Raw genomic sequence first — 20,463 nt, 5'->3', positions numbered from 1 at the left:
CAACGACGACATCCGCAATGTGATTCCTTTACCGATGCTCGCACTGAGGAGTGTATGGACAGAAAGTCTCTATCTTGATGCTGGAATAGTGACCGCTTTGTGGATGCTCAACGGAAGGTTTAACTGTTGATCAGAAATCTAACCCAGCCGATCTATAGGGCTTGCACTTGAACAAGGATCATTGCATCACCTAGCAACGCGAATTGGTGGCTGCTTTTGCACACAGGCCTGCACGCCAGCATCGCTTGGTGGTCTACCAACTATTGAGTCGGTGCTCAGTTGCCAAACCTGTAACCAGATTTGCTGGCACGCTTGACCTCATACATCGCTGCGTCTGCAGCAGTAACCAGTTGGTCTGGTGACATATCAGAATCAGGGACATACAAAGCAATGCCAATACTCGCGCTAACCTGTGCTGACGCTGCTCCAATCGGAACAGGTATTGAGATAGTCTCCAATAATTTCTCTGCCACCCAGACAGTTGCTTCACGGCCCGACAGCCCTTCCAGAATCAAAGTAAATTCATCACCGCCCAACCGGGCCACGGCATCAGTTTCCCGTACACAGTTTGATAGTCTGCTGGCAATCTCTTTCAATAAACTGTCACCTGCTTCATGTCCCCACGTGTCATTGACCGCTTTAAAACCATCCAGATCAAGAAATAACAAAGCAGTCTGGGTGTGGTTTCTGTTCGAGCGGGCTATCGCCTGTGGGAGTATTTCAAACAAGGCGCGGCGATTGGGAAGCCCCGTTAACGCATCGTGCCGGGCTTCATGCTCCCTCTGTTCTTCATGATGCTTGCGTTCTGTGATGTCATGCAGGAATGCACTGAAAATTTTCTGTCCATCCAGATCGAGTGCCCGTACACGCACCTCTACTAGCAAGGTACTGCCATCACGACGCATGGCGGACAGTTCGAGTCGCTGATTCAGCATCCTGGACTCGCCGGACCTCAGATAGCGCTTCATCCCAGCGACGTGCGCCTCACGCAGGCGAGGCGGGATGATCAACTCTTCCAGGCGACGCCCAATCGCTTCTTCAGCGGACCAGCCAAAAGTATTCTGCGCCTGTTGGTTCCAGTCACTGACCACCCCCGCCTGGTCCATGCACACGTAGGCATCATTGGCGTTCTCGATCACCGCGCTTAGCTCGGCCTCGCGTTTGATCAATGCCTTTTGGTAACTGACCTGCTGCGCCATGCTGTAAGACAGCATCTCGTTGGCGGTGCGCAATTCATGCGTGCGTTCCTCAACGCGGTGTTCAAGGTCTCGTCGCAGCGTAGCCAGGGAAGCCTCCGCCTCCTTGCGAGCATGGATATCCTCGATGAAAGAAATAAAGTATTCAAGCTCACCGTTGGCCGCCAATTGTTTGGTGACGCTGAGGCTGATCCACACCACTTCCCCGGTCTTGCGAAAATAACGTTTTTCAAGCTGGTAATGGTCAATTTGGCTCTCAACCAATTGTTGCAGAAGACTCAGATCGGTTTCCAGGTCCTGCGGATGGGTAATATCCTGAAAAGTTAGTCCAAGCAATTCGGTTTGGCTATAGCCCACAATATCGCACAGGGACTGATTGACGCTGATCCACCCGCCATCGGGTGCCACAAGGGCAATGCCGAGTGCGGCGCGCTCAAAGATGGATCGAAAATGCGATTCACTCACTTCGATAGCCGATTGCGCATGCTCCATATGGGTACGTGCGAGCAAGGCGGTCTCACGTTGCTGAATCTCCTTGCTGACCAAATCAGCCAGATCAATCAGCGTATCAATTTCATCCTGCATCAAAACCCGCGGTTGAGAATCGATAGCGCACAGTGTGCCAAGTACCAAACCTCCACTGGTGACAATAGGCGCGCCTGCATAAAACCGGATGCTCGGGTCGCCAATGACCAACGGGTTGTCTGCAAAACGATCATCTTTGGTCGCATCCCCGACGATCATCGGGCTTTCCTGCAAGATGGCGTGTGCGCAGAAAGCAAACTCACGCGGAGTTTCAAGTGCATCCAGACCTACCCGCGACTTGAACCATTGACGATTGGTATCCACCAAGGATACAAGGGCAATGGGCACACGCAGGGTACGAGCCACCAGTCTGGTAATACGGTCAAAACTGGGCTCCGCTGGGGAGTCCAACAAATCCAGTGCATGGAGGAGAGCGATACGCTCATTCTCATTGGCAGGAAGTGCGGCGGCGGTCATGATCACCCCTTGGTTGTGCTTTCGACACAAATGAATGTCGATCTTTTCCACGACTGGCGGCCGCATCGGTGCGCCACCTCACTTTGTATTTTGCGTTGAGTTTTCCGTCAGTCTGGCCTAGGAGTCTGGGCGGCAGAACATTTTTTGAGTCCATGGCGCTTTGATCAGGCGGGCGAGTTGTCTCTGGGTGCTCCAATTTCGACGATGAGCGCACTGAAGACCTGCCCGTGACCGCTCCATCGGTGTTTTCACGATGGGTTCTTGGGCCCAACTTTGCCTCAACCCATCTGCATGGCACCCATTCTGCGCAGATTCAGGGCCAAACAAACGAGCTTGAACTCGGCTTGAACCTTCTTCAACCCCCGCATACTGAACTGCCTGAACCCCAGAACGTTCTTGATCCAGCCGTTGGGTGGCTCGGCAATCCACTTGCGTTTGCGGTAATCGATCTTTGCCTGTTCTGTTTCGAACTTGGCGGCCATGGCCAGCGTGTGCGGGTAGCGCTGTACATCCCGTGGTTTAGCCAGCACTTTGCCCTCGCGGCCCAAGGCAATCACCAGTTGCGTATTGGGGTGGGTGATAGCCAACTCCACCATCACCGCCTCACTGCGGTAGCCCGCATCGGCCAGAACCTGTGCTGCATCCGATTGGGTATGCGCCTTGACGGCCGCCAACACCATCGGGAGTTGCTGCACATCCGAGCTGGTGTTGACCACCTCTGCGGCCACGATGATGTGGGCGGCCTCGTCCACTGCGGTCTGCGCGTTATAGCTGTAATCAAACCCGCCACCGACACGTTTCATGATGCGTGCCTCGGGATCGGTAAAGCTGTCCTGGGCCTTGGGCGCAGGAACACCAAAGTCGCGTTGGTAGGGCTTGCCACCTTTGGGTTTACCGTCTTTGTCCCGGGGCTTGCGTTCGTCGTCTGGGGTGCGCCCGCGCTGCGCATCGCTTAAACGCTGGCGCTCTTCCAAGCGGGCCTTGGCCGCCTCAATCGCACTCAGGCGCGCTTGCCTGCGCTCGATCTCGGCGGGGATGTCCAGCTCGGGTTCGTTCTTCTCAGCCTCGTCGGTAGTGGCTGCCTTCTTCACCAGCGCAGTGATTTGCGTTTTGAGCTGCACTTCGGCTGTCTGCATGCGCACGTAGCTCATGGCCTTGTGGCGACTGGCATTGGCTTTGAGCTTGGTGCCATCCACGGCGATGGTGCCCAGCTTGACCAAGCCCATCTCGCGCGCCAGGCGCACGACCTGGACAAACAGTTCGGTGAATTCGGCCAAGTGCAGCGCACGGAAGTCCCGAATCGTGCGGTGGGCGGGGAAGTTGTCGGCACCGAGCACCCGAAACGCCACGTCCTCATGCAATTTCCTGGCAATCTTGCGTGAACTGAAGACGCCCGTGGCATACGCATAGACCAACACTTTGACCATCATGGCCGGGTGAAAGGGCTGATTACGCGCGCCGCCAGCTCCATAGCGTGCATGAAAGGTGCTCAGGTTCAGACTGTCAACGGTGTCACTGATGAAGTAGGCCAGGTGGCCTTGGGGCAGCCAGTCTTGTAGGGCTGGCGGCAGAAGTTGTTGTTGCTCAGGGTGGTAGGGTACATAGCTGGTGCTCATGCCTTTGCTCAGCAGGCTTCGTGCCAGGGTTCAGCTCCGAAGGAGGTTTCTGCCGCCCAGACTCCTAGGTGGCAAACGATAGCGCCAAAATGACCGGTCTGAGGCATTGGGATCGAAAATTTGAAGACAGCTTCTAGCTTGAAACTGATGTCAGTTGTGCAGGGGGAGCCGACATTCAGACTGGCCATCAAGTCTTGGGCCTTGCAGGGTTTATCGCCGTTTAATTTCTGTTGCGATTGGCATAACTAGAATTTCTTCTATAAATCGACTATTGAAGAGTACGGGGAGTCAAATCTTGATCCAAAGTTGCTTTGTTCATAAGACAGGATTCACTTCCATCACACGTTAAAACGCATGGACCTTCTCTTGGAAGTTCCGCTGAAAACTGCGTTCAAGTGGTGGCGTGTGACCGGACCGGTTGCCGCAGCGACCGGCGTCGCCTGGATTGTTGATACCTTCACGCTGGTGCACTCCGTTCGACTAACTTACTCACTGATGCTACTGGCGCTTGTGGCTAGTATTGTTTGGCATCGAGGGCGGTTCAGCGCAGTTCCCCCGACGGACCCGCCACAGCCAAGTCGGACGTTGACAAATTCTCAGTCGACTCGCGCGGATGTCGAGTTGGATGCATAACTGTGCCGCGAAGAGCATAAGCGTGCCGCAAACACCAGCCCCGAAAGATTGTCCCAATGTGTTGCCGACATCACCTGAACTTGCAATCCATTGAGTTTGCCTAGCAAATCAGTGGGAAATCGAGACAAGTGAAAAACTTCGATGCCCATGACGACGCGCGGAAACATAACCGTGCCAGAGCGGCACGGTTATGGCTCCAGGGACACAAACATATAAAGCGTCTACTTTCACTTCGGAGTCGCCATGTACTTCGAGAAATTTTGAATGTAGTCGTCAAGAATAGTCCGGGATTACGTAGCACTTGCACAATGACAAGCCGCGTACAGCCAGCAACAATTTCCTCAACTTCACAGAGGAAATTTCACGACGGAATGCCGAATGCCTCCGCCAATTCAATCCGATTTCGTCCGTTTTTCTTGGCCTTGTAAGCCGCATCATCGGCAATTTTTATCAGTCGCTCTAACATTGTCTCGCTGGTCGCCTCTCGTGCGAAATCTCCGCCGAAGGCAGTGGCGACTCCAATGCTTGCCGTATATGGGGGCACGCCGTCGCTACGTGAACGATTCAGCATTGAATGGATACGATTGGCAATGACCATCGCCTTGTCTTGCCTCGTCTCAGGCAAAAGCAGAACAAATTCTTCACCTCCAATGCGTGCAAATAGGTCCGATTGGCGAATAAGGCCCCTGATGGCTTCACTGAAATGCCTTAAAGCCTGGTCTCCTCTTTCGTGTCCGAAAGAGTCATTGATCTTCTTAAAGTGGTCCAAATCCATCATGATCAGGGATGTGTCATGCCCCTTGCGCTCGGCAAGTTGAATTAAAGGGTTGGCTTTTTCAACTAGCCCTCGCCGATTCATGGCGCCGGTCAGGAAGTCTGTGCTCGCCATGCTGACAAGGACAAACCGCTGCTTGCGGGCAGCCAACAGAAAGAAACTGACTGGGTGCAGGACGGACAACAGAGAATAAGCACCAAGGTAGACGATGTTGATGGCGTTGGGACTGGGCAATTGAGCTTCCTCCGAGGCACTGCCCCAGCTCGCTATTCCAGTAACCATCCGCGCTGCCGTGGTTACTACGCCCAAGAACATCCCGATTGCAAACAGGAAATTGAGGGGTGATCTCCCGGTTCGGAACGCCAATAAACAAAGATAGGCGTAGGTGCCACAAGCAATGCATGAAACCAATACAACTCGGGCGATGAAGTTAGGGTCGGCATACGTCCAAAAGGTCAACCAAGCGGTGCAGAAGCCAATATAAACTCCAACCCGCCACCAGTGTATTGGCACGCCCGTATCGCCGTTGAGTTCTCGCGTCCCGCGAATCATCAACCAATACCCAGCCAACAAGCAGTTGTTGGCGACAACGATTGAGATGAAATCTGGAATTCGTCCTCGAAGGACTATGCACCACGATGCTACGAAAACCAACACGGAGGCAATGGTCCAACTGCGAATGCCACCAACTTCTCGGTGAAATGCAAAGTGAGCGCCATAAAGAACCAGAACCGTCATTGCGGACATGATTGCGCTAATGAAAACGATAGTTTTTGGATCCAAACCTTGCATGAAACTCCTGGCTCAGGCTTTGGCAGCCAATTCCCATCACTACCGAGACGCTAAACGAACCGCACGGCAATACCATTATCGCCCTGAGTGATGGCGATCTCCGGGTACTGCGAGGCCACTTGCGCTTTGGGGATTGATACCACTACCCCGGGGCCGCAGGAAAAGCGGTGCTCTCTACGGCAGCAAACTGAGTAGACCCGTTGTTTGTATGCCGACATTGACCTGCGGTACTTCCGAGCGGTATGCGCATCGCGCGTCGTTTCAACTTCAGGAAACCGCCGGTGTCCTCTATTGCTTCGACGAGCACCGCAATCCCTACCATGCATCTGAGTACGTGATGCGGTTTGTAACTGGCGCGCGCGTCTGCCTCTTCATTCACTATGACGTGGCGAGGACTCACAAGCTATCTCAACAGCTTGCCGTTGTGACCACGCAAGTTGCCCTGATTGTTCGTGTGGAAGCGACAAGCAAAGTCTCAAGCCTGGCTCCGCCCTGTACGCAGACAGCGTCCATCCATGAGCCAGCGCAATCTCTTGGCAAATGGCCAAGCCGAGGCCGGCGCCGTGATCGCGCCGATGAGCGCCACGCCAGAAGCGTGAGAATATCTGCTGGAGCTGCTCCAGACTAACCCCAGGCCCCCAATCACGTACGGAGACCTCTGCAGCGGTTACCTCCACGAGAACTTCCGTACCTCGGGGCGCATGCTGGATGGCGTTCTCCAACATATTCTTGAACAAGGTAAAGAGCGCCCCCCGATCGGCTTGCCATTGCACCTCGGAAACGTTGCCGGGCGTCACTAGGCGAACACTCGCCGCATCCGCCATGCGTTGCAGATACCTGGCGGCCTCCGTCGCCACCTCCAGTACGTCGACCGCGGTAAAAGTGTAGTTCTGTCCCTCGCTCGCTTCAGCCAGCAGCAACAGTTGCTGGACCTGGCGCGTCATGTGTTCAACGTCGTTGAGCAATGACTTGCGGTTATCCCCATCGTCGATCAATTCGATCTGTGCGCGGATCAATGCGAGCGGCGTTTTCAACTCGTGCGCCGCTGTCGAGAGGAATTCCTGCTGGATGCGATACCCCTGCTCCAGCCGCTCAAGAACTCGGTTGAAGCTGTTGACCAAAGGCTCAATCTCGGTCGGAATGGCCTTGGTCTGCAAGCGAGCGTGAAGGGAGCGTGGAGAGATTGCCGCCGCAGAATCCGAAACATCGCCTAGAGGTTTGAGGGTGTAGCGCAAGGTAACGTAGGCACACAAACCGAAAGCTACAAACGTCACAATACCGAACACCGTGACGCCATATCCCACAAGTGGGAAGGCGACACTATGAAGGAGATCCATGAACCTTGCGCTGGCTGCGAACTGCAGATACCACGTTTTTCCATCATGTTCGATGGCTTCGGTGGCCCCGTAAATAGTCATTCCATCGTGCTCAAAATCGAAAGTCCCCCGCGCCAACCGAGTAAGGTCTCCTGCGACCGGCCAAAACCCTTCTCCAGCACTCGATACGACCATGACCTTGCCGGTTTCGTCCAGAATTCGATAAGCTGTCTCGCGTTGGGGTCCTTCGTATAGCCAAGTCATATCGTCCAGGCTAGCGTCAAACCCAACCGGACGGCCGTTGCTATCGAACTTGATGTTATCCACAAGATCACCGACGGCGTCGGCCAAGTCCATGCGGATCAGAAAATCGCTCTGGAGCACCACAACGGCAACAATCACGAGCAGCGTGATGCTCAGCATCATGCCCGCAACATAGGCCAGCAGGACCTTCAGTCTCAGGCTATTGGGCAGTGTCATGTTCACGAAGAGCATAACCGCGTCCCCTCACGTTAACAATCTGTTGGCGTGACCCGATGACGAGCAGTTTTCGACGGATCCGATGAAGGGCCACGTCCAAGGCGTTCGGCGTTACCGCCTCGCTCAGCCCCCAGGCTGCGGCTTCCAGCGCGCTGCGACGCACGATCTCATCTTGTTTGCGCAACAGCAATAACATGATGTGGATCTCTGCCGGAGCGAGCGTGACGCTTTCGTCCCCGCGGCAAAGAACGCCGGCATCGGGACGTAACGTCAGATCGCCATGACTGGGGTCCAGCGTGCGGAACTCTACAGTACGGCGCAATAGTGACCGCACACGTGCCACCATCTCGTCCATGGCGAACGGCTTGGCAAGGTAATCGTCGGCTCCCGCTTCGAGGCCCTCGATACGGTCATGCAACGCGTCGCGTGCCGTCAACACGAGACACGGCACACCCTTACCGGCCTTACGCAACCTCTGCAGCAAGACGAGCCCATCGCCATCCGGCAATCCCCGATCAAGGACCAAGGCCTGGTAGGGCATCTGCTGGATGGCCGTCCATGCGGTGTCGATGCGGTCAATCACATCAACGGCTATTCCGGCGGACACCAACCCTTTGCACATCAGCTGGGCCAGCCGGTCATGGTCCTCTACCAGGAGTATTCGACTCATCGGAAGCGATAGGTATATCCCAGAAGTAAACGATCTTCGGTCGAGCTATCTACCAGCGGACTGTCCTTGATCCCCTCTGGCAGGCTCGACACGGCAATATCCAGGAATACAGAGTGCCGTTGATCGAACATATAGATGCCACGAACGCCCACCTCGGCACCAACGCCAGCCTTCCCAGCATAGGCTGGACGACTCTGGCTGGCTTCGCTGTCACGAACACCGAAATAGTAGTCGACGTACTTCTTGTCGTACCAGGTCGCTTCTACACGTGGTGTGAGCATCATATGCTCACCAAAACGCCAGGTCTTCTCTAGGCCGAGACTGAATTTTTGACCCTTGCTGTTGCCTGATGTGTCAGCAAGCCACGCGGCTTTCACGGCCGCTAGGTCGTTCTTCCATTCCACTTCGGCACCTGCCCAGATGCCGCCTTTGCGATCACTCATGCCAGTCAGAATGGGCGCGTCATCGGCCTTGTAACCGCTTCCATCGTATTTGCCAACGAGGCTGAAGTTGAGTTTCTGAGAGTTGCTGATGTCGAGGCTGGGCAGTTTGAGCCCAATCTGCGGTCCAAAGATATGGACGTACTTATTCTCATACTGAAGCAATGGTAAGGCAGTGGTGTCCCGATCCATGCCGGTATACGGCTTCTGCTCACTGACGACGCCAAGTCCCAGTGAGAAGGATGATGAAGACGACTTGTCATCGGCGGTCGCTGCGGTCGCCGATGCGCATAGTCCGACGGCAAGCGCTGAAACGACCGCCATACGCGAGGCAGAACCATGGGACATCAAAAATAACGGAAGTGGTAGTGGCATGTGTGCATCTCTGGTGATGTTGAAGGAGTTCCATCGTCGCACCTGATTTCTTACCGAACACTTACCAAGCATTTTCCGAATCACCTTTGATCACCTCGTCGATCGGTAAGTATTCGGTAAGGCGAATTGCCAGACAGTCCCGGCCTGATCAAGACGAGGGCACCGCATGCATCTATCCACCACTTTCATTCCGGCAAATTTTGCATCCCGCCGGCACCGCACAGCGAGGGCTGACGTGCTACCCGATTACCGGGCGCATTGGTGGGTAGGAGGGTTGACGACCGCGCTCACAACGGGGTTCGAACTCATGGCGACCATTTTACTGACTGGCTGCGCGTCGGCGCTGCCAGCACCGACGCCGGGTAGTGCTGACGCGCCGGTCACCGCGCAATGGCACGCACCGTTGCCGCACGGTGGGCAACTTACCGATCTGAGCCAATGGTGGGCCCAGTTCGACGATCCGCTGATGCTGCGTTTCGTTGAGGCCGGGCAACGGGTCAGTCCGACACTGGCGCAAGCCGCCGCGCGCATCAGCGATGCACAGGCCGCGCGCGTCGCACGGGGAGCCGCGCTGATGCCTACGCTTGATGCAAGTCTCAGCGCAAGCCGGGGACGATCAGAGCTTGGTTCTTCGATTGGCACCGAGTCTTCGGCAGGCTTGCAGCTCGGTTGGGAGCTCGATCTCTTCGGGGCCGGGCGTGCCGCTGCCGACTCCGCGCAAGCGCGGCTCGAGTCCAGCCAGGCCGGCTGGCATGACGCGCGGATCTCGGTCGCCGCCGAAGTGGCGACGACTTATGTCGAACTGCGGGCGTGTGAGGCGCTTGTTCAACAGACTGAAATTGATGCCCGATCACGCGCACGGACGGCACAGATCACCCGCCTGGCCGCGAACGCCGGCTTCCAGAATCCGACCGCGACAGACCTGGCCATTGCCAGCGCTGCACAAGGCCGGGTCACGCTGATCCAGCGGCAGGCGCAGTGCGACTCGCTGATCAAGGCCTTGAATGCCCTGACTGCACAGGATGAGACGGCACTGCGCCGCGACCTTGGCACGCGAACCGGGCAGCTACCCGAGCCCATCGAACTGGCCGTCACCGCGATGCCGGCGGAGGTGCTTGCGCAGCGCCCCGATATCTACGCAGCAGCGCGTGAGGTGGTGGCAGCGAGCGCCGACGCGGACCAGGTGCAGGCGCTGCGTTGGCCGCGCATTGCGCTGGTCGGAAACATCGGGACGACGCGCATAAATAGCGGCGGGGTCAGTGCCAACGGCACCGTCTGGAGTATCGGGCCGGTGACGGTCACGTTGCCGCTGTTCGACGGCGGGGCGCGCCGCGCCAACGCGGAAGCGGCGCGTGCTCGCTACACGAGTGCCACGACCGTCTATGCCGCGCGCCTGCGTGAAGCGATACGCGATGTGGAGATCGCCCTCGTTAGGCTGGACAGCACGACGCAACGCAGCCAGGACGCTGTGACGGCTGCCGAGGGATTCGAGCGCTCGTTCATAGCCAACGAGGCGAGCTACCAGTCCGGTATGGTCAGCCTGTTCGAACTCGAAGAAGCGCGTCGCAGCATGATCGTCGCACAAAGCGCCGTCATCGACCTCCGACGTGAGCGCATCACCGCCTGGATCACCTTGTATCGCGCCCTGGGTGGCGGTTGGTCCACCACAGAAACGCAGGCTGCACGCGATGCAGACGTCGGCAATCTTGCAAACACATCCGAAAGACAAGGAACGAAGTAATGAGAAAACCCCGCTTGGTCATCACCACTGCCACCATCGCGGCGATCATCGCCATCGTCTTTGTATTGTCCATGCGCAGCGCCACCACAACCACAACCACAACCACAACCGCAAGCGAAGAGAGCGCCGCAGTCGCTAAACCTGCATTGGCTGTAAGTGCCACAACGCTCGAACCGGCACTGCTGCCGATCAGGATCTCCGCCAACGGGAACATCATGGCCTGGCAGGAAGCCAGCATCGGCACCGAGGCAGATGGCCTGCGCCTGACCGAGGTCAAGGTCGAGGTGGGAGATCGTGTCCGGCGCGGACAGATACTCGCCGTTTTCGCTGCCGACACCGTCACGACGGCACTCGCACGAAGCCGCGCCAGGGTCGCCGAGGCCGAGGCGGCACTCGCCGGAGCCATCGACAACAGGCAGCGCGCCGACGAACTCAAGACGACCGGCGCAATTTCGGCGCAACAGATCCAGCAGTACCTCACTGCCGACCGCACCGCCCGGGCGCAACTGGAGGCGGCTCAGGCCGACGAGAAAACGCAGAGCCTGCGCCTGGCGCAGACGCAGGTGCACGCCCCCGACGACGGCGTCATCTCGGCCAGTAGCGCCACGGTCGGTGCGGTGCTTCCCGCAGGTCAGGAACTGTTCCGGTTGATCCGCAGGGGTCGACTCGAATGGCGTGCCGAGATCGCAGCATTCGACCTCGCCAAGCTGCGTCCGGGTCAGGCCGCACGCCTGATTCCGGTTGGCGGCGAGACGATAGAAGGCAAGTTACGAATGCTTGCCCCTAAGGTCAATCTCCAGACGCGCAACGGCCTCGTGTACGTCGACCTGCCGACCGGCGCCCCGGCGCGTGACGGCATGTTCGCGCGCGGCGAGTTCGACCTTGGCGCAGAGCAGGCCATGACATTGCCGCTGAGCGCAGTGCAGTTGCGCGACGGTTTCAGCTACGTGCTACGTATTGACCGGGACTCCAGAGTCATTCAGACCAAGGTGACGGTCGGACGACGCGCGGGAGCACGCATCGAAATCACCGGCGGCATCGACGCGTCAGCTCGCGTGGTCGCCTCCGGCGGGAGTTTCATCGGCGACGGCGATCTCGTTCGCGTCGTCACGGATGTGTCAGCCGTGGCTTCGGCCTCGGCCGCAGGAGGAACGCGATGAAACTCAATATCTCCTCCTGGTCGATCCGCAATCCGACCCCAGCCATCCTGCTCTTCATCATGCTGACCTTCGCGGGCCTGCTGGCCTTCCGGGCGATGAAAATTCAGGATCTTCCCGATGTTGAAGTACCGACGATCAGCGTGATGGCTGCGCTGCCCGGCGCCTCGCCTGTGCAGCTCGAAAGCGAAGTCGCACGCAAGATCGAGAACTCGCTCGCAACGGTCCAGGGCGTCAAGCACATCCAGAGCACCCTGACTGACAGCAACGTAGATATCACGGTCGAGTTTCGTCTCGAAAAACCGACGCAAGAAGCCATTGACGACGTGCGCGATGCCATCGCCCGTATCCGTTCGGACCTTCCGGCTGAGCTGCGCGATCCCGTGATCAAAAAAATGGAGTTCTCCGGCGAGCCGATCGTTACCTATACGATCGCCTCGTCGCGCCTGGACGACGAAGCATTGTCGTGGTTCGTCGATAACGAGGTCAGCAAAACCTTGCTTGCCGTTCCCGGCGTCGGCGCGGTCAAGAGGGTTGGCGGCGTCACCCGCGAGCTGCGTATCGACCTTGATCCGGCGCGTCTGTTCGCCTTGAATGCGACGGCGGTCGACATCTCGCGCCAGTTGCGCCAGGTACAACAGGAGGCCTCGGGTGGCCGTGCCGATTTCGGAGGCAGCGAACATTCGGTACGTACCCTCGCCACCGTACAGACGGCGGAGGAGATGGCTGCGCTGGAGCTCACGCTGAGCGACGGCCGCAGCATCCGGCTTGATCAGGTGGCGTCAATCTCCGATACGGTGGCCGAGCCTCGATCGATCGCACTTCTGGACGGCAAGGCCGTGGTCGGCTTCGAGATTGTGCGCATGCGCGGGTCCGGTGAGATCGATGTCGCCGAAGGCGTGCGTGCTGCGCTTGAACAGCTTAAAGAAAAGCACCCGACGATCTCGGTCACCGAAGCCTTCAACCGCGTCGATCCGGTCGTCGAGAGCTACGACGGCTCGATGGGCTTGTTTTACGAAGGGGCGGTGCTTGCCTTACTGGTGGTGTTCCTGTTTCTGCGCGACTGGCGGGCTACATTCGTATCGGCGGTCGCGTTGCCGCTCTCGGTGATACCGACCTTCGCGGTTATCCATCTGCTGGGGTTCACGATCAATATGGTGACGCTGCTGTCGCTGTCATTGGTCATCGGCATTCTGGTCGACGACGCCATCGTCGAGGTCGAGAATATCGAGCGCCACCTTCTGTTGGGCAAGACGCCGTGGCAGGCGGCGGTGGAGGCGGCCGACGAGATCGGTCTGGCAGTCGTCGCGACGACCTTCACGCTGATTGCTGTGTTCCTGCCAACGGCATTCATGAGCGGTACTGTCGGCAAATTCTTCGTGCAGTTTGGCTGGACGGCGGCAATTGCAGCGTTCTTCTCACTCGTCGTCGCGCGCTTGGTGACGCCGATGATGGCGGCCTACATGTTGCGTTCGCCGAAGAGACCTGAAGAACCGGGACTTCTATGGATAGGCGTGTATCTGTCATGGGCGCGCTGGAGTCTTAGCCACCGTTTCCTGACCGTCGCCGGAGCCCTCGTTTTCCTGGTTGGTGGCCTGCTGCTCGCAACGACACTTCCCGGCGGCTTCATGCCGCCGGACGACGACGCCCGAACGCAGGTGACACTCACACTGCCGCCCGGCAGCAAGCTGCACGAAACGCTGGCGATCGCCGAGCGCGCGCGCAACATCGTGCAGAAGAACGAACACGTCAAGATGGTCTACACGGCGATCGGGTCAGCCGATACCGGCGCGAACGTTCGCACGGCCGTATTGACGATCAACATAGCGCATCGCAACGACCGCCCCGGCGTGAAGAAACAGAGAATCGAAGAGCAGCTTCGCGATGCACTTGGCAGCCTGCCCGGTGTACGCATCGGGATCGGATCAAGCGACAACCATGTCCTGGTACTTGCTGGCGAGGACGGTCGGGTACTTGCACAGCACGCGCATGAGGTAGAGCGCGAACTGCGCACAATCCCCGGTATCGGCGCGATCACGTCGAGCGCCGGCCTGGTGCGTCCCGAACTGGTCGTGCGGCCCGATTTCGCACGCGCGGCCGACCTCGGCGTCACCTCGGAGGCGATCGCCGAAACGCTGCGCGTCGCGACCATGGGCGACAACGATCAGGAACTCGCCAGACTGAACCTGAGCGAGCGGCAGGTACCCGTCGTCGTCAGGCTCTCCGCTGCCGCCCGCGACGACTTCGAGACGCTCAAACGTCTGCCGGTGCCCGGTGCGCGCGGCCCCGTGGCGCTGGAGAACGTCGCGACGCTGGCGATCAGTAGCGGTCCGACGGAGATTGCGCGCTACGACCGCAGACGCAACATCAACTTCGAGATCGAGTTGAATGGCCGCGAGCTGGGTGACGTCGAACAGGCCATCCTGGCCCTACCCAGCCTGCGCAAACTGCCGCTGGGCGTGACACAGACCTCAAGCGGTGACGCTGAGATGATGGGCGAACTGGCTTCCGGTTTCGCCTTGGCGATGCTGACCGGCGTTCTGTGCATCTACGTGGTACTTGTCTTGCTGCTGAAGGACTTCGTGCAACCGCTGACCATTCTGGTCGCCCTCCTGCTCTCGGTGCCGGGGGCGTTCGTGGCGCTGTTCATCACCGGATCAGCGCTGTCGATGCCATCGATGATCGGATTGATCATGCTGATGGGCATCGCGACGAAGAACTCGATCCTGCTGATCGACTACATCATCCTCGCGCGCCGGGATCAAGGCCTGAATCGCTGGGACGCGATCATCGACGCGTGCCGCAAGCGCGTCCGCCCGATCGTCATGACGACCATCGCCATGGGCGCCGGCATGATGCCGATCGCCCTTGGTATGGGCGCCGACCCGAGCTTCCGCGCGCCGATGGCGATCGTCGTGATCGGCGGGCTGATCACCTCGACCTTCTTGAGTCTCCTCGTCATCCCGGTGGTGTACAGCTATCTGGACGACGCCTTGCAGTGGGTCAGGAAGGGTGTCCGCCGCTTGCCTCCCATATCATCGGTCCATGATATGGGAGCATGTCCAGCAAAGATAGGCGTGCCAGTTGGCTCAGAGAATGCACCTCTGTAAAGAAGCCGAGCGGTATTGGCGCTCAGTGACATTGCAATGAGCGCGAGTACCTATAGCTCCGTGGTCAGCACGATCGTCAGGCAGCTCGTGCTAGGCGGAACTGCACTTGTGTGGTTAATCAAGGTCGGAACGCCCGAGGCGGATAGTTATGGACTCAAAGATGACGCCTGTGAAGGTCTGGTACTTGGTTTGCTGTTGGTACGGATAATTACAGCTCAAAAGCTGTCACTCACCAGCGTCCGCTCCTGGCCCGGACTTGTCGCAGCAGTGGTTTTAGGCGGTTTCGGGGGGGCAGTCCTCGGTTGGCAGACTTGGACAAATCTGATCAGTCAGATTTCGAAACCAGCAAGCATGAGAAAAGGCGGCTGTTCGTGCAAAGATCCAGGGCACAAGACCAATACTCAATATTTCCTGAATTGCCGTTTCATCATGCTTGCCTGAGGCACAGCCTTGGCACATCCAGGGCACAGTGGGTTAAAGCAATAGACAGCTGACGATTGGCCTTTTCGAGGTCAAACTACTGTTTGACTATTGGACACCGGTCTAGATTCCACTTGATGCCTCAAATTTGATAGCATCAAACCTATGAATGGTGCGGCTGGCGGGGATCGAACCCACGACCCTTGGCTTCGGAGGCCAATACTCTATCCACTGAGCTACAGCCGCAACTCTAAAAAAGACCAATACTCACATTTTCGCAGCGAGCCCGGATGACTATAGGCTTCGGAGGCCAATACTCTATCCACTGAGCTACAGCCGCATGCTTGACGCGAACCGTGGATTGTAGGTGCTTTCCGGGCCTGGGCCGCACAGCTACGCTTTGATACGGTTCTGTTTGAGCTGATCACCTCGGCCCCAGGTGCCTGGTCAGCCGTCCTGTTCTGAAAGTGGTCACAGCATTTCGCCCTGAATTCAAGATAATTTTGGCCTCAAGCCCTTATTTCAAAAGGGCATTCAGCTATACATTTTGCATAGCCATGGGACTAAGGACAAAACCGAACCGCTCTGGCACATCCTGGCTCAGCACATCCTGGGGCAACCACAGACCGTGGTCGACTGCGTCGGCCGCCAAGCCCATGTCTTGGGTGTGCACCAAGCCAAACCCGGTGTCTGTTTGCAAAAACAGATGGCCTTGTTCGTCGAGCCAGCACGTCTGGACAGACGCATCACGCCCGATGTGGTCCTTGACCGAGAAGTCGGTCTGCACCCGCCAGACCAGCGGTGCCATCTGCAGCTCCACAAACACCCGCTGCGGCCCGTTCTGGAAAAACCAACGACCCAGACTGTCAGCGCTGTAGTTGCGACCAATGAAGTCGATCAGTTTGTCGTGTTGCAACAGCGAACCCTTGCTGCCCGGCAAGCTGCTGGCAAACGTACCGGCGGCTTGTGCCTGGTCGTCGCGCAGGTACCAGTTGCCACGCGCGTCCAGTCCCAGCCAGCCGTAACAGTCGGGCACGTTGGGCCACTTGGCCATGGCCTGGTGGACGATGTCATCCATGGGGAGCTCCGTGTTGTGCCAGCCAGCCGCCCACTTGCTCGGGCAAGCTGCGCAGATGGCCGGGCGGTTTGCCTGCGGCAAAACCCACATGGCCACCATGGCGGGGCTGCCACAAGGTCACGTGGTGGCCCACACTGCGCAGGTGGGGCAGGCTGTGGCCAGGTACAAACGGGTCGTTCAGGGCGTTCACCAGCAGGGTCGGCACCTGGATGCTGGCTAGCTGTGGTTTGGCCGAGGCCCGCGCCCAGTAATCGTTGGTGTTTTTGAAGCCGTGCAACGGGGCGGTGAAGACGTTGTCAAACGCATACAGGTCCTGGGCCGCCTGCAGCGCCTGTGCATCGAACAGGCCCGGGTGCTGGGCCAACTTGCGCAGCGCCTTGGGTTTCATGCTGGCCAGGAACATGCGGGTGTAGATCTGCCGGTTCCAGCCGCGGCCGATGGCCCGGCCACTGGCCGCCAGATCCACCGGCGCGGAGATGCTGGCGACCGCATCCACCACCTGGCCCGCGCTCTGCCCGGCTTCTTCTGCCCAGCGCAACAAGGCGTTGCCCCCCAGCGACACACCCACCGCCAGGATGCGCCCGCTGTGTCGGCGCCGCAAAGCCTGCAACACCCAGCCGATTTCCTCATAGTCGCCCGAGTGGTAGGCGCGTGGGGCCAGGTTGATCTGGCCGCTGCAGCCCCGGAAGTGCGGCACCACATAGTTGAAGCCCTGTTGCTGCGCATACTCGGCAAACGCCAGCGCGTAATGGCTGCGGGACGACCCCTCCAGGCCGTGGAACAACACCAGCAAGGTGCCCGCTGGTGGTCTGTCCAACCAGTCCAGATCGATGAAATCGGCGTCCGGTGTGGTCCAGCGCTCACGCCGGTAAGGTGTGGTCTTGGCCGTAGCCTGGGTCTGCTGGCGGCGCGCGTGAAGAGCCGGCCAGATGGTTTGCGCCTGCCCGCCTGGCAACCACCAGGGAGCTATGTAGTTCATAGCTACTTGTCCTTTATTGATAAGGGCTAGAGGCCAATTTAGTGCAGAACATGGGGTGGGTCAGAAATGTCCTCAGAGTCATGTGAGCCACCGGCGCTGACATGGTGGGCCACCATGCGCCAACCCTGGGTTGTCTTGAAATACACGTTGGTGGCGATGGCAAAGGCCTCCACCGAGCCTTCACTGGTGAGGATGTCGAGGCGTTCACGCACACTGTGCACCGCGCTGGTCATCGACTCGATCTTGCGCAGGGATTCCACCTGGATCCGCACCGCGCCGTGGCTGAGCACCATCTCAAAGGCGGCGCGCACGGCACCCAGACCCACCAGGCGCGGGCTGCCGGGGTGGATGCAGACCACATCGTCTTCATCGGCCCAGCAGGCCATCAGCCGTTCAATGTCGCCGCTTTGCAGCGCCTCGTAGAAGCTGGTTTCCGTTTCGTCAGCGCTGCCACCGATGGCGGCGGGCTTTTGGGGTGCTTTGGACATGTGGGGGCCTGTTCAGATGGAGCCTGATTTTGCCTTTGCTTTTCGACACCACGTGAACGCTACTGGCCAAATACACACACACCTGCCTTGAATTCCACGCCAACGCCACGAAGTGGCGAGGCATGCCTGTGCTACCGTTGTCTTTTTTTCGCTGGGAGATGTCTATGAAACGCTGGTTCTTGGTGCTTGCTGCCACGCTGATGCTCGGTGGTTGTGGCTACAACGATTTTCAGAGTCTGGACGAACAGACCAAGTCCGCCTGGAGCGAGGTGCTCAACCAGTACCAGCGACGCGCCGACCTGGTGCCCAATATTGTCGCCACCGTCAAGGGTGAAGCCGCGTTTGAGCAAGAAACCCTGACCAAGGTGATCGAAGCCCGCGCCAAAGCCACTTCGATCCAGGTGACCCCCGAAACGCTGAACGATCCCGAGGCCTTCAAGAAATTCCAGGCCGCCCAGGGTGAACTCGGGACGGCCTTGAGCCGCCTGATGGCCGTGTCAGAGCAGTACCCCAACCTCAAGACCAACGAAGGTTTCAAAGACCTGCGTGTGCAATTGGAGGGCACCGAGAATCGTGTCACCGTGGCACGCAACCGCTACATCCAGGCGGTGCAGCAGTACAACGTGTTGGCCCGCAGTTTCCCGAGCAACCTGACCGCCATGGTGTTTGGTTACCACCCCAAGGAAGGTTTCACCGTGCAGAACGAAGCGGCGATAAGCGCCCCGCCGGTGGTTGACTTCAACAAAAAATGAAGCGTCTTTTGGCGGGTCTCTCCGCCGGTTTGCTGGGGTGGCTGTTGACACTGGGGGTGGCCCTGGCGCAACAGGCCGTGCCACCACTGACGGGCCATGTGGTCGACATAAGCGGCGCCCTGGGCGCCCCACAGCGTGAGCAGCTGGAGGCCAAACTCACGGCCTTTGAGCAGGCACGTGGGACCCAACTGGTGCTGCTGTTGGTGCCGACCACCCAGCCCGAGGACATCACCAGCTATGCCAACCGGGTTGGCAACAGCTGGAAAATCGGTCGCAAAGAGATCGGTGACGGTGTGTTGCTGGTGGTGGCGCTGAACGACCGGCGGGTGCGCATCGAAGTCGCCAAAACTCTGGAAGGCGCCATTCCCGATCTGGCCGCCAAACGCATCATTGACCAGGCCATCACGCCGCGTTTTAAACAGGGTGACTACGCGGGCGGCCTGGACGCTGCCACCGACCAGATGATGGCGCTGATCACCGGCGAGGCCTTGCCCTTGCCCACCCAGGCAGGGCCGGGCAGCCAAACGGGTGACGATGGTTTCAATTGGATGGACTTAGGCATATTTATGTTCATCGCGGTGCCAGTGGTGGGTGCCGTTACCAAACGTATTTTGGGATCACGATTGGGTTCTCTGGCGACTGGCGGTGTGGCTGGGTTCATCGCCTTGATACTCACCAGCAGCCTGCTGATCGCCGGACTGGCTGCCGTGGCTGCGCTGGTGTTCACCCTGCTGTCCGGTGTATCCACGGGTGGCCGCAGCGGGTTTGGAGGGGGGGGTGGCGGCTTTGGCGGCGGTGGGTTCGGGGGCGGTTTTGGCAGCGGCGGTGGCGGCGGCTTCAGCTCGGGTGGCGGTGGCGACTTTGGCGGCGGCGGCGCCTCAGGAGACTGGTGATGTGGGTTCAACTCAAACGGCTTTTTAAACACCGCTGGCTGGCGGATGGCGCAGCTAAGCGGGCCCTGCCACCTGCCGCGCTGGAACAGCTGGCGCAAGCGGTTCGTCGCAGCGAAACACAACACAGCGGTGAAATCCGGATTTTTGTCGAAGCAGGCTTGCCGCTCAGTTACCTCTGGCGCAACGACGCCCTGCCACACATCATCCGCCAGCGTGCGCTGAGCCAGTTCGGCAAACTGCGGGTCTGGGACACCGAGCACAACAACGGGGTGCTGATCTATCTGCTTCTGGCTGAACACGCCATCGAGATCGTGGCGGATCGGGGGCTCAATGACAAAGTGTCGGCCGACACCTGGCAGCATCTGCTGAGCGGCATGCGTGCTCACTTCCAACGGGGTGAGTTCGAAACGGGACTGACACAGACTGTGGCTGCGGTCTCCGGCTTGTTGCGGGCCCATTTCCCGCTCGCCGCCCACGCGCACAACCCAAACGAATTGCCCGACATGCCCACGCTGCGCTGAACCACCCGGCCATAAAAAAACCCCGCATC

General features: G+C 58.7%; 16 protein-coding genes and 1 tRNA gene. 7 read left to right on the top strand and 10 right to left on the bottom strand.

From position 1 onward, the window contains the following. Positions 1 to 275: 275 nt before the first annotated feature. From FDG13_RS13370 to FDG13_RS13345, 6 genes are all read right to left on the bottom strand, one after another. Positions 276 to 2,198, bottom strand: a complete 1,923-nt coding sequence (locus FDG13_RS13370; protein WP_180128653.1) for a PAS domain S-box protein — start codon at positions 2,196 to 2,198, stop codon at positions 276 to 278. A gap of 278 nt (positions 2,199 to 2,476) precedes the next feature. After that, positions 2,477 to 3,814: an IS1182 family transposase gene (locus tag FDG13_RS13365; protein WP_180128649.1), complete on the bottom strand. Its 1,338-nt coding sequence runs from the start codon at positions 3,812 to 3,814 to the stop codon at positions 2,477 to 2,479. Between the two features lie 994 nt (positions 3,815 to 4,808). Further along, positions 4,809 to 6,014 (bottom strand): diguanylate cyclase, encoded by a 1,206-nt coding sequence (locus FDG13_RS13360; protein ID WP_180128646.1) that lies wholly within the window; start codon positions 6,012 to 6,014, stop codon positions 4,809 to 4,811. Positions 6,015 to 6,385: 371 nt separating this feature from the next. Beyond that, entirely contained in the window at positions 6,386 to 7,825 is a 1,440-nt protein-coding gene (locus tag FDG13_RS13355) for an ATP-binding protein (protein WP_180128643.1), read from the bottom strand. Beyond that, positions 7,794 to 8,480, bottom strand: a complete 687-nt coding sequence (locus FDG13_RS13350; protein WP_180128639.1) for a response regulator transcription factor — start codon at positions 8,478 to 8,480, stop codon at positions 7,794 to 7,796. The genes FDG13_RS13355 and FDG13_RS13350 overlap by 32 nt, the downstream gene beginning before the upstream one ends. Further along, positions 8,477 to 9,295: a MipA/OmpV family protein gene (locus FDG13_RS13345; protein WP_180128633.1), complete on the bottom strand. Its 819-nt coding sequence runs from the start codon at positions 9,293 to 9,295 to the stop codon at positions 8,477 to 8,479. Before FDG13_RS13345 ends, FDG13_RS13350 begins: the two co-directional genes overlap by 4 nt. 307 nt (positions 9,296 to 9,602) lie before the next feature. Between FDG13_RS13345 and FDG13_RS13340 the strand changes: the two genes are divergently transcribed. The 4 genes from FDG13_RS13340 to FDG13_RS13325 are packed head-to-tail and all read left to right on the top strand — an operon-like array spanning position 9,603 to position 15,744. Beyond that, positions 9,603 to 11,036, top strand: coding sequence for an efflux transporter outer membrane subunit (locus FDG13_RS13340; protein WP_180128628.1), 1,434 nt, complete (start codon positions 9,603 to 9,605; stop codon positions 11,034 to 11,036). Between the two features lie 14 nt (positions 11,037 to 11,050). Further along, on the top strand, positions 11,051 to 12,196 hold the full coding sequence (locus FDG13_RS13335; protein WP_255435248.1) for an efflux RND transporter periplasmic adaptor subunit: 1,146 nt from the start codon (positions 11,051 to 11,053) through the stop codon (positions 12,194 to 12,196). Beyond that, complete coding sequence (locus FDG13_RS13330; protein ID WP_180128625.1) at positions 12,193 to 15,303, top strand: efflux RND transporter permease subunit; 3,111 nt, start codon at positions 12,193 to 12,195, stop codon at positions 15,301 to 15,303. Before FDG13_RS13335 ends, FDG13_RS13330 begins: the two co-directional genes overlap by 4 nt. A gap of 36 nt (positions 15,304 to 15,339) precedes the next feature. Further along, positions 15,340 to 15,744 carry a hypothetical protein gene (locus FDG13_RS13325; protein WP_180128619.1) on the top strand — a complete coding sequence of 135 codons (405 nt, stop codon included), beginning with the start codon at positions 15,340 to 15,342 and terminating at the stop codon, positions 15,742 to 15,744. Between the two features lie 149 nt (positions 15,745 to 15,893). On the opposite strand, the gene FDG13_RS13320 is transcribed toward FDG13_RS13325, so the two are convergent. The 4 genes from FDG13_RS13320 to FDG13_RS13305 all read right to left on the bottom strand — a co-directional run bounded on the left by FDG13_RS13320 (position 15,894) and on the right by FDG13_RS13305 (position 18,268). Further along, positions 15,894 to 15,969 (bottom strand) — tRNA-Arg (locus tag FDG13_RS13320). 292 nt (positions 15,970 to 16,261) lie between these two features. Beyond that, positions 16,262 to 16,801: a DUF2946 family protein gene (locus FDG13_RS13315; protein WP_180128616.1), complete on the bottom strand. Its 540-nt coding sequence runs from the start codon at positions 16,799 to 16,801 to the stop codon at positions 16,262 to 16,264. Next, on the bottom strand, positions 16,794 to 17,780 hold the full coding sequence (locus FDG13_RS13310) for a YheT family hydrolase (protein WP_180128610.1): 987 nt from the start codon (positions 17,778 to 17,780) through the stop codon (positions 16,794 to 16,796). The genes FDG13_RS13315 and FDG13_RS13310 overlap by 8 nt, the downstream gene beginning before the upstream one ends. Before the next feature lie 38 nt (positions 17,781 to 17,818). Next, positions 17,819 to 18,268, bottom strand: coding sequence for a nuclear transport factor 2 family protein (locus tag FDG13_RS13305; RefSeq protein WP_180128604.1), 450 nt, complete (start codon positions 18,266 to 18,268; stop codon positions 17,819 to 17,821). 158 nt (positions 18,269 to 18,426) lie between these two features. Here FDG13_RS13305 and FDG13_RS13300 point away from each other — a divergent pair, with 158 nt between their 5' ends. From FDG13_RS13300 to FDG13_RS13290, 3 genes are read left to right on the top strand one after another with little or no spacing between them, the layout of a single operon-like run. Further along, a complete protein-coding gene (locus tag FDG13_RS13300) occupies positions 18,427 to 19,020 on the top strand; it encodes a LemA family protein (RefSeq protein WP_370528226.1) in 594 nt (197 codons plus the stop codon). After that, positions 19,017 to 19,913 carry a YgcG family protein gene (locus FDG13_RS13295; protein WP_180128590.1) on the top strand — a complete coding sequence of 299 codons (897 nt, stop codon included), beginning with the start codon at positions 19,017 to 19,019 and terminating at the stop codon, positions 19,911 to 19,913. Before FDG13_RS13300 ends, FDG13_RS13295 begins: the two co-directional genes overlap by 4 nt. Then, the gene (locus FDG13_RS13290; RefSeq protein WP_180128582.1) at positions 19,913 to 20,434 is read left to right on the top strand and encodes a TPM domain-containing protein; all 522 of its coding nucleotides are present in this window, start codon (positions 19,913 to 19,915) and stop codon (positions 20,432 to 20,434) included. Before FDG13_RS13295 ends, FDG13_RS13290 begins: the two co-directional genes overlap by 1 nt. Positions 20,435 to 20,463 lie beyond the last annotated feature (29 nt).

It is taken from the genome of Rhodoferax sp. BLA1 (assembly GCF_013416775.1).
Lineage (GTDB): Bacteria > Pseudomonadota > Gammaproteobacteria > Burkholderiales > Burkholderiaceae_C > Rhodoferax.
Note: the sequence above shows the minus strand (reverse complement) of the source record. Positions and strands in the feature narration are given on the sequence as shown.

Coding starts and splice junctions, on each gene's coding strand:
- FDG13_RS13350 (WP_180128639.1), bottom strand. CDS start 8,480: ATGAGTCGAATACTCCTGGTAGAGGACCATGACCGGCTGGCCCAGCTG.
- FDG13_RS13355 (WP_180128643.1), bottom strand. CDS start 7,825: ATGCTCTTCGTGAACATGACACTGCCCAATAGCCTGAGACTGAAGGTC.
- FDG13_RS13315 (WP_180128616.1), bottom strand. CDS start 16,801: ATGGATGACATCGTCCACCAGGCCATGGCCAAGTGGCCCAACGTGCCC.
- FDG13_RS13310 (WP_180128610.1), bottom strand. CDS start 17,780: ATGAACTACATAGCTCCCTGGTGGTTGCCAGGCGGGCAGGCGCAAACC.
- FDG13_RS13330 (WP_180128625.1), top strand. CDS start 12,193: ATGAAACTCAATATCTCCTCCTGGTCGATCCGCAATCCGACCCCAGCC.
- FDG13_RS13345 (WP_180128633.1), bottom strand. CDS start 9,295: ATGCCACTACCACTTCCGTTATTTTTGATGTCCCATGGTTCTGCCTCG.
- FDG13_RS13365 (WP_180128649.1), bottom strand. CDS start 3,814: ATGAGCACCAGCTATGTACCCTACCACCCTGAGCAACAACAACTTCTG.
- FDG13_RS13325 (WP_180128619.1), top strand. CDS start 15,340: ATGAGCGCGAGTACCTATAGCTCCGTGGTCAGCACGATCGTCAGGCAG.
- FDG13_RS13300 (WP_370528226.1), top strand. CDS start 18,427: ATGTCTATGAAACGCTGGTTCTTGGTGCTTGCTGCCACGCTGATGCTC.
- FDG13_RS13370 (WP_180128653.1), bottom strand. CDS start 2,198: ATGACCGCCGCCGCACTTCCTGCCAATGAGAATGAGCGTATCGCTCTC.
- FDG13_RS13295 (WP_180128590.1), top strand. CDS start 19,017: ATGAAGCGTCTTTTGGCGGGTCTCTCCGCCGGTTTGCTGGGGTGGCTG.
- FDG13_RS13340 (WP_180128628.1), top strand. CDS start 9,603: ATGGCGACCATTTTACTGACTGGCTGCGCGTCGGCGCTGCCAGCACCG.
- FDG13_RS13290 (WP_180128582.1), top strand. CDS start 19,913: ATGTGGGTTCAACTCAAACGGCTTTTTAAACACCGCTGGCTGGCGGAT.
- FDG13_RS13305 (WP_180128604.1), bottom strand. CDS start 18,268: ATGTCCAAAGCACCCCAAAAGCCCGCCGCCATCGGTGGCAGCGCTGAC.
- FDG13_RS13360 (WP_180128646.1), bottom strand. CDS start 6,014: ATGCAAGGTTTGGATCCAAAAACTATCGTTTTCATTAGCGCAATCATG.